At 31.9% G+C, this 8679-nt stretch carries 8 protein-coding genes; all 8 read left to right on the top strand.

The window, feature by feature from the left end; all coding sequences use genetic code 11:
• Nucleotides 1-516: 516 nt before the first annotated feature.
• On the top strand, nucleotides 517-2463 hold the full coding sequence (gene thrS / locus ACHRVZ_RS15460; protein WP_395423583.1) for a threonine--tRNA ligase: 1947 nt from the start codon (nucleotides 517-519) through the stop codon (nucleotides 2461-2463).
• Between the two features lie 22 nt (nucleotides 2464-2485).
• Complete coding sequence (gene infC / locus ACHRVZ_RS15455) at nucleotides 2486-3037, top strand: translation initiation factor IF-3 (protein ID WP_072974136.1); 552 nt, start codon at nucleotides 2486-2488, stop codon at nucleotides 3035-3037.
• A gap of 98 nt (nucleotides 3038-3135) precedes the next feature.
• The gene (gene rpmI, locus ACHRVZ_RS15450; RefSeq protein ID WP_007810722.1) at nucleotides 3136-3333 is read left to right on the top strand and encodes a 50S ribosomal protein L35; all 198 of its coding nucleotides are present in this window, start codon (nucleotides 3136-3138) and stop codon (nucleotides 3331-3333) included.
• Between the two features lie 102 nt (nucleotides 3334-3435).
• Nucleotides 3436-3780, top strand: coding sequence for a 50S ribosomal protein L20 (rplT, locus tag ACHRVZ_RS15445; protein WP_041515545.1), 345 nt, complete (start codon nucleotides 3436-3438; stop codon nucleotides 3778-3780).
• Between the two features lie 151 nt (nucleotides 3781-3931).
• Entirely contained in the window at nucleotides 3932-4507 is a 576-nt protein-coding gene (locus tag ACHRVZ_RS15440) for a Crp/Fnr family transcriptional regulator (protein ID WP_395423581.1), read from the top strand.
• A 66-nt stretch (nucleotides 4508-4573) separates the two neighbouring features.
• A complete protein-coding gene (locus ACHRVZ_RS15435; RefSeq protein ID WP_395423579.1) occupies nucleotides 4574-5008 on the top strand; it encodes a carboxymuconolactone decarboxylase family protein in 435 nt (144 codons plus the stop codon).
• Nucleotides 5009-5172: 164 nt separating this feature from the next.
• Entirely contained in the window at nucleotides 5173-6894 is a 1722-nt protein-coding gene (locus tag ACHRVZ_RS15430) for an ATP-binding protein (RefSeq protein ID WP_395423577.1), read from the top strand.
• A complete protein-coding gene (locus tag ACHRVZ_RS15425) occupies nucleotides 6894-8669 on the top strand; it encodes a sensor histidine kinase (protein WP_395423576.1) in 1776 nt (591 codons plus the stop codon). Before ACHRVZ_RS15430 ends, ACHRVZ_RS15425 begins: the two co-directional genes overlap by 1 nt.
• Nucleotides 8670-8679: the final 10 nt, after the last annotated feature.

Genomic DNA, 8679 nt, shown 5'->3' with positions numbered 1-8679 from the left:
AACAATACCTAAAACCCACTTATTTCTCATCTTTTTCATAAGTAACTGGTTTGAAGTTTTTTACATCAGGAAGTTTTTTGTACTTTTTCAAAAAACTACCCATTCGAGAAGGTTTTACCACAAAAACTTTACATTTTTTACCTGTAGTTGTCTTTGAAAACAGCACTAAGCCAAATTTTACCAGCTTTGTTTATACGATAAACGTACTGAATTTTGATTTTGCTCCTATATATAAGGACTGTTTCTTCTGAAAACCTCCTCCCTAGCCCCGATAGTAGCACAAATCCTTTTGCTTTTTTCTTTAAAAAGTAAAAGATTGGAGCCAATAGCGGGAAGAAGCTCCTGAAAAACTAAACTTATATATAACAACTCTAATATTCTACCTATTACAAAGCACACAACCGCCCTCAAACGCAATAACACATTTTTCTCCTACATATTATAACATAAACATGTACATATGTATTGTATGTATTTTTGTAATGCGTTATATTTGCATTCACAAAATTATAAACAATGATTAAGATTACTTTACCCGACGGGTCGATTAGAGAGTTTGCTTCAGGCGTAACTCCGATGGAGGTTGCTAAGAGCATTAGTGAAGGATTTGCTAGAAACGTGATTTCTGCATCTTTTAATGGTACAACTATAGAAACCGAAACTCCACTGACGACCGACGGTAGTCTTATATTATATACATGGAATGATGCTGAAGGTAAAAAAGCTTTTTGGCACTCGACTTCGCACGTAATGGCTCAGGCTCTTGAGGAATTGTTTCCTGGAATTCAATTAACTCTCGGACCTGCAATTTCAAATGGATTTTATTACGATGTTGATTTTGGAGATCAAAAGATAACTGATGCTGACTTTAAAAAGATTGAAGATCGCGTTTTGGAGATTTCAAGAGGAAAGCATGAATTTAAAATGCGTCCTGTTAGCAAAGCTGAAGCTTTGGAGATGTACAAAGACAATGTCTACAAGACTGAATTAATTTCAAATCTTGAAGACGGAACTATTACGTTTTGTGATCACTCAACTTTCACTGACTTATGTCGTGGAGGTCATATCCCGAATACCGGAATTATCAAAGCCATGAAAATCATGAGCGTTGCCGGTGCTTATTGGAGAGGTGATGAGAAAAACAAACAGTTAACACGTGTTTACGGAACTTCTTTTCCTAAACAAAAAGATTTAACTGAATATCTTGAACTTCTTGAAGAAGCAAAACGTCGCGATCACCGTAAATTAGGTAAAGAACTTGAACTGTTTGCTTTCTCTCAGAAAGTTGGTGCAGGTTTACCATTATGGCTACCTAAAGGAGCAGCATTAAGAGATCGTTTAGAGCAATTCTTGAAGAAAGCTCAAAAGAAAGCCGGATACGAGCAAGTAGTTACTCCACATATTGGACAGAAAGAACTTTATGTAACTTCTGGTCACTATGCAAAATATGGTGCTGATAGTTTTCAGCCGATAAATACTCCAGCTGAAGGCGAAGAGTTTTTATTGAAACCTATGAACTGTCCTCATCACTGTGAGATTTACAATGTAAGACCTTGGTCGTACAAAGATTTACCTAAGCGTTATGCTGAATTTGGTACTGTATATAGATATGAGCAATCTGGAGAATTACACGGTTTAACTCGCGTTAGAGGATTTACTCAGGATGATGCGCATATTTTTTGTACTCCAGAACAATTAGACGAAGAATTTAAAAAAGTAATTGACTTAGTGCTTTATGTATTTGGCTCATTAGGCTTTGAAAACTTTACTGCTCAGATTTCTTTAAGAGACAAAGAAAATAGAGATAAGTATATAGGTACAGATGAAAACTGGGAGAAAGCTGAAAATGCAATTATCAATGCTGCAGCTGACAAAGGACTGAATACTGTAGTAGAATATGGCGAGGCTGCTTTTTACGGTCCAAAGCTTGACTTTATGGTAAAAGATGCTTTGGGAAGACAATGGCAATTAGGAACTATTCAGGTGGATTACAACCTACCAGAACGTTTTGAATTGACTTACAAAGGCGCTGATAATGAATTACATCGCCCTGTTATGATTCACAGAGCTCCTTTTGGATCTATGGAACGCTTTATAGCAATTCTATTAGAACATACAGCAGGAAATTTCCCACTTTGGTTAATGCCGGAACAGGCTATAATCTTGTCTTTGAGCGAGAAATACGAAATATATGCTAAAAAAGTTTTAGATTTGCTAGAAAATCACGAAATTCGCGCCCTAATTGACAACCGAAGCGAGACTATTGGTAAGAAAATTAGAGATGCTGAAATGCAAAAAATACCATTTATGCTGATTGTAGGTGAAGAAGAAGAGAAAAATGGAACTATTTCTATTCGTCGTCATGGTCAAGAAGGAAAAGGGAATATTACAGTTACAATTGATGAATTTGTCGCTATTGTAAACGAAGAAATAAAAAAGACATTAAAAGTTTTTACAGTTTAACTTAAATTATAAAGTCATAGCAATAAGAAGCAACAGAGGTTATCAACCTCGAGTAGAAAAAAAAGATGCACACAGAATAAATAACAATATTCGTGGTGTACAAGAAGTAAGACTAGTAGGCGAGAACATCGAACCAGGTGTATTTAAGCTTGCAGAAGCTTTACGTTTAGCAGATCAATTCGAATTGGATTTAGTTGAGATTTCGCCAAACGCTGAGCCGCCGGTTTGTAAAATCATGGATTACAAGAAATTTGTTTACGAACAAAAGAAACGTGATAAGGTTTTAAAAGCTAAGTCTACGCAAGTTGTAGTAAAGGAAATTAGATTTGGTCCTCAGACTGATGAGCATGATTACGAATTTAAAAGAAAAAATGCTGAGAAGTTCTTAAAAGAAGGCGCTAAATTAAAAGCATTCGTTTTCTTTAAAGGTCGTTCTATTATCTATAAAGATCAAGGACAAATTTTATTATTACGTTTGGCTACAGATTTAGAAGAACATGGTAAAGTTGAGGCTATGCCAGTTTTGGAAGGAAAGAGAATGATTATGTTCATTGCTCCGAAGAAGAAGAAATAGTGTTCAGTTTTAAGTCTCAGTGTTCAGTTTTGAACTTGAAACCTTAAACTTGAAACAAAAATATAAGTAAGTAAGAATAAATTAAAACACTAGGAAAAATGCCTAAAATGAAAACAAAATCTAGCGCCAAGAAACGTTTCAAAGTTACTGGTTCTGGAAAGATTAAAAGAAAGCATGCTTTTAAAAGTCACATCTTGACTAAAAAATCTAAAAAACGTAAATTAGCTTTGACTCACTCAGCGCTAGTTCACTCTACAGATATGAAAAGCATCAAACAACAATTAAGAATTATCTAATAATTCTTTAGGTTAAAAATCATTTAAATATAACCTTGGAGTATGGCTTTTAAGTTCCTTTGATTTAATTCAGGACGCCTGCTACAAAAACACATTAAAATTATGCCAAGAGCAGTAAATTCAGTTGCTAAAAGAGCAAGAAGAAAAAAAATAATGAAGCAAGCCAAAGGTTTCTTTGGTAGACGTAAAAACGTTTGGACAGTTGCTAAGAATGCAGTAGAGAAAGCAATGTGCTACGCTTACCGCGATAGAAAACAAAACAAAAGAAATTTCCGTGCATTATGGATTCAACGTATCAACGCTGGAGCTAGATTGGAAGGAATGTCTTATTCTCAATTCATGGGGAAAGTAAAAGCTAACGGAATCGAATTGAACCGTAAAGTTCTTGCAGATTTAGCGATGAATCACCCAGAAGCTTTCAAAGCAATACTTAACAAAGTAAAATAAACGTTTTATAAACTCAATTTAGATTACTTACTTATCATAGAAAAACCATTCGCTTTGCGAGTGGTTTTTTGCTTTTACAGGAGTTTGCAAAATTCTACCTTATAGAAAATGATTTTTAAACCTATATTTGTATTTCATCAAATCAATCAAAATGTACGAAGCACTTTTTCAACATATTGAAAAATTCATAACACTAGAACCTTCAGACATTGATACTTTAGAATCTTGCTTGAACATTTCAGTCATTAAGAAAAAAGAACATGTTTTAAAAGAAGGTCAATTTTGCAACACAATGTACTTTATTACAAAAGGCTGCATGAGACAATATATTATCAATTCTAAGGGTACTGAGCAAACGCTTCAATTTGGAATTGAAAACTGGTGGATTACCGATTATCTAAGTTATCACAACCATATCCCATCCCATTTCTATATTCAGGCTATCGAAAACTCAGAGGTTATTGCGATAGAGAAACAAACTCTTGAAGCTTTATTAATTCAGATTCCAAAACTGGAACGTTACTTTCGAATCGTTGCGCAAAAATCATTTGGCGCTGCACAAATGCGTATCAAATTTTTGTTTACAATGTCAGCAGAGGAAAGGTATCATCACTTTAATAATCTCAATCCTGAATTTGTTCAACGCATCCCACAATACATGCTTGCCTCCTATCTGGATTTTTCTGCTGAGTTTATGAGTAAAATTAGGGCAGGGAAAATTTCTTGAAGTAGTTCAAGTTTTTTAAATTAGATATCCATGATCTTTGTATCAAACTTTTAAAGAACATATAAAATGAAACCAAGAATCGTTATTCCAACAGTTGCTCCAGAAGCATACCAAGCATTAATGAATTTAGAAAAATACATTTCTACAACTTCACTAACTCCGACACACAAAGAATTAATTAAAATTAGAGCTTCACAAGTAAATGGCTGTGCCTTTTGTGTTAATATGCACACCGCTGATGCAAGAAAACAAGGCGAAACCGAACAACGTATTTACTTAACAAGCGTATGGCGCGAAGCGGATGTTTTTACCGAGGAAGAAAAAGCAATTTTAGCTTTAACAGAACAGGTTACCATGATTAGCAATCATGTCTCTGACGAAGTTTATCAGAAAGCCGCAAGCTTCTTTAGCGAAAAATATCTTGCTGAAATAATCTTGTTAATCATTACTATTAACTCTTGGAACAGACTCGCTATTACAACAGGATTGAGAGCTGTGTAATATTATAAAGATTAATTTTACAAAACCATACAGGCAAAACCTTTAACACATAAGGTTTTGCCTGTATCTGTTTATAAATCAACGAAAAAGATAAAAATTAAAGATTAAATAAAATACCGTATTTCTACTCTTTTTTAAGAACTTAAATTCTTTATTTTTGGCGCATGATACCAAAAAGAATACTCATATCTCTATACATAATTTTCACCTTCATATTTCTTCTTTCCTGCCAAAAAAAGACCAAATTTATAGTAGAACCAACTGATACAAAAACTGAAGTTAAAAAACTAATTGTCATTGCAGATCAATTTTACGACACTAAAGAATTTGATAGTGCTTTCTTTTACTACAACAAGGTAAAATTAATTTGTAATCCGATAACTGATTCTGAAAATTATGTCAGTACTTTAAACGACATGGCGGATATCCAACAGAATCAAGAAGATTTTATTGGCAGTGAAACAACCGTTACTGAAGCTCTTCCCTATTTAAAATATGTAAAAAAACCTAAGCACGCTTGGAATACCTATGTAATATTAGGAACTAACTACTTAAACACTTCAGATTTAAAAAATGCGCTACTCTATTATAATAAAGCACTAAATCTAAATACCAGCGAATGGCGAAAACTAGCTGCTAAAAACAACATCGCTGCTGTTTTAATGCAAGAGAAGAGATATGTCGAAGCATTGCAAATTTTTCTTTCTTTGATTACAAAAAAAAGCGTAATCGATGTTCCCGAAAATCATGCTAAAGCACTTGACAATATTGGATTTTGCTACTATAAAATTGACAATCCAGAAGCCATCACATATTTAGAGAAGGCGTTAAAAATCAGATCTGAGATAAACAACGATACAGAAATAGGAATAAGCTATCTTCATTTGGCAAAGTTCTATCAGAATAAAAATTCTAGTTTGACTAAAAAATTTGCAAAGTTAAGTTACCAAAAGGCCAGTCTCGTAAATCATCCACAAGATAGAATGTCCGCATTAGAATTATTAATCAAATCTACCTCGGACAATGAACTAAAAAAATACTCTACAATGTATGTTAATTTAGTTGATAGTATTTTTGAAGTGAGACAGAAAGCTAAAAACCAATTTGCAAGAATTAAGTACGATTCTAAAATAGAAAAAGACGAAAATCTAAAACTTAAAACTCACAAAGCAGAAAATGAACTGCAACTTGAAAGACAAAAAAACAGAAACATTGTTTCATACATCATCATTGCTTTAAGTCTAAGTTTAGTATTGGTTCTTTATTTCTACTTAACTTCCAGAGGTAAAAAAGAAAAAATTGAAGCAACATATAAAAGCGAAACCCGAATTGCAAAAAAGCTACACGATGAGCTTGCCAATGATATCTATCACACAATGGCTTTTGCAGAAAATAAAAATTTGGCTTTAACCGAAAACAGAGAACAATTACTAAATAATCTTGATGCAATTTATTCCAGAACAAGAGATATATCAAAAGAAAACAATCCCATTATCACGAACGAAAATTACCTTCTATATTTAAAAGAAATGATTTCCGGCTTTAACACTCCCAATATTAATATTATTTTAAATGGTTTAGATTCTATTTCCTGGTGTAAAATTGACAGAAATAAAAAAATAACAATTTATAGGGTTATACAGGAATTACTTGTAAATATGAAAAAACATAGTAACGCTACTTTAGTTGGCATAACTTTTAAAACAACTGAAAAAAACATTCTTATTAATTATATTGATAATGGTAAAGGCGTGAACATTTTCAATATTACTTTTAAAAATGGTTTGCATAATGTAGAGAGCAGGATTCTAAATATAAACGGAGAAATTGATATTGATTCGGCACCTGAAAAAGGTTTTAAAGTCTATTTAAAATTTCCTTTATAATGATTCAGAAGCTTATTTCATTCTTTCAAAACAAAACTGTTTTGAAATACTTTTTAGCAATCCTACTATTTTTAATTTTGGGCATTTCTTTGTATTTAATAAAATGTACCAAAAACGAAATACAGATAAACAAAAAAGACAATACAGCTCAAATAAAAAAACTACTTGATAAAGCAGATATCTTATTTGATACTTACAGATTTGAGAACTCTTATTACTACTTTAATGAAGCTCAATTACTTTGCGATACTAGAACTGATTACGTCGATTATGTATATGCTCTTACTTGCATGGCCTCTGTCGAACAATCTTTAGGTGATTTTACAGCTAGCGAAATATTATTAACCAAAACCCTTCCGCATCTAAAAAAGATAAAAAAACCACGTTTTGCCGCAAATGTATACGGACAATTTGGTGCCAATTATTATTATACATATGACTACAACAATTCTCTATTTTATTATACAAAAGCGCTACATCTAAAAACAAGCAATTATAGAAAAATAGCTGTCTTAAATAGTATTTGTTTAATATATATCAAACAAAAAAAGTACAAACTGGCCGAGAGTATACTTATTCCTATCTCAAAAATTAAAACAATTTGTAAAAATGACATTACCTTAAATGACAATGAATACTCTAGAATTTTAGATAATATAGGGATATGTTACAGAGAACAAGGAAAACCTGAGGCGCTAGATTATTACAAAAGAAGTCTCGCTATCAAACTTCGTCTAAAGGAATATAATGGGCTCTTATATAACTACCTGCATTTGGCTGAATATTTTCAAAATACCAACCAGCCATTAGCCAATACTTATGCAAAAAAAGCATATGTCTTTTCAAATAAATTAAATGATGCTTCTAATAAATTACAAAGCTTAAAATTATTAACCAAAACCAGCAAAGGGAATGATGTGAAAAAGTATTCCCTAAAATTTATTCAGCTTGCCGACAGTATCACAACTTTAAAGAAAAAATCAAAGAAACAATTTGCGAGAATTAAATACTATTCAAAACAAGACAGGTCTGAAAACTTACAGCTAAAAGATGAGAAGACTGCTAATGAATTGCATTTGGAACGTCAAAAAAAACGCAATATCATTTCATATATCATTATAGTTTTTACGACTTTATTAAGTCTTTTTCTTTATTTACATTTAAAGTTGAAAAGTCGAAAAGAAAAAAATGAAGAAATTCTTAAAAGTGAAATGCGAATTTCGAAAAAACTGCATGATGAATTGGCAAACGATCTTTACCAAACCAGAGCATTTGCACAAACTAAAGATTTAGAAGAAAACGAAAACAAAGAATACTTACTAAATAATTTAGATGCTTTGTACTCCAAAACAAGAAACATTTCGAAAGAAAATAGTCTTATAACAACCAATGAGCTATATCATATTGGCCTAAAAGAAATGATTTCAGGATTTAAAACTCCAGACATAAACATTTTATTGAATGGTTTAAACGTAATTTCATGGGACCAAATAGACAAAAACAAAAAAATAATATTGTACAGAGTTTTACAAGAATTATTCTTTAATATGAAAAAGCATAGTAATGCGACTTTAGTAAGTATCACTTTTAAAATAATAAATAAAAACATAGCTGTAAATTATACAGATAATGGTACTAGAGAAAAAAATAATCCAATAATTTTCAAAAATGGATTGCAAAATGTGGAAAGCCGTATTAAAACTATAAATGGAACTATTATTTTTGACAATGAATCTCATAGTAGTTTTAAATTAAGTTTCACATTCCCTTTATAAACACTACAAT

It is taken from the genome of Flavobacterium sp. FlaQc-57, from assembly GCF_044007395.1.
Classification (GTDB): Bacteria; Bacteroidota; Bacteroidia; order Flavobacteriales; family Flavobacteriaceae; genus Flavobacterium.
The sequence above is the reverse complement of the archived record's forward strand: the minus strand, read 5'-3'. Positions and strand labels throughout refer to the sequence as shown.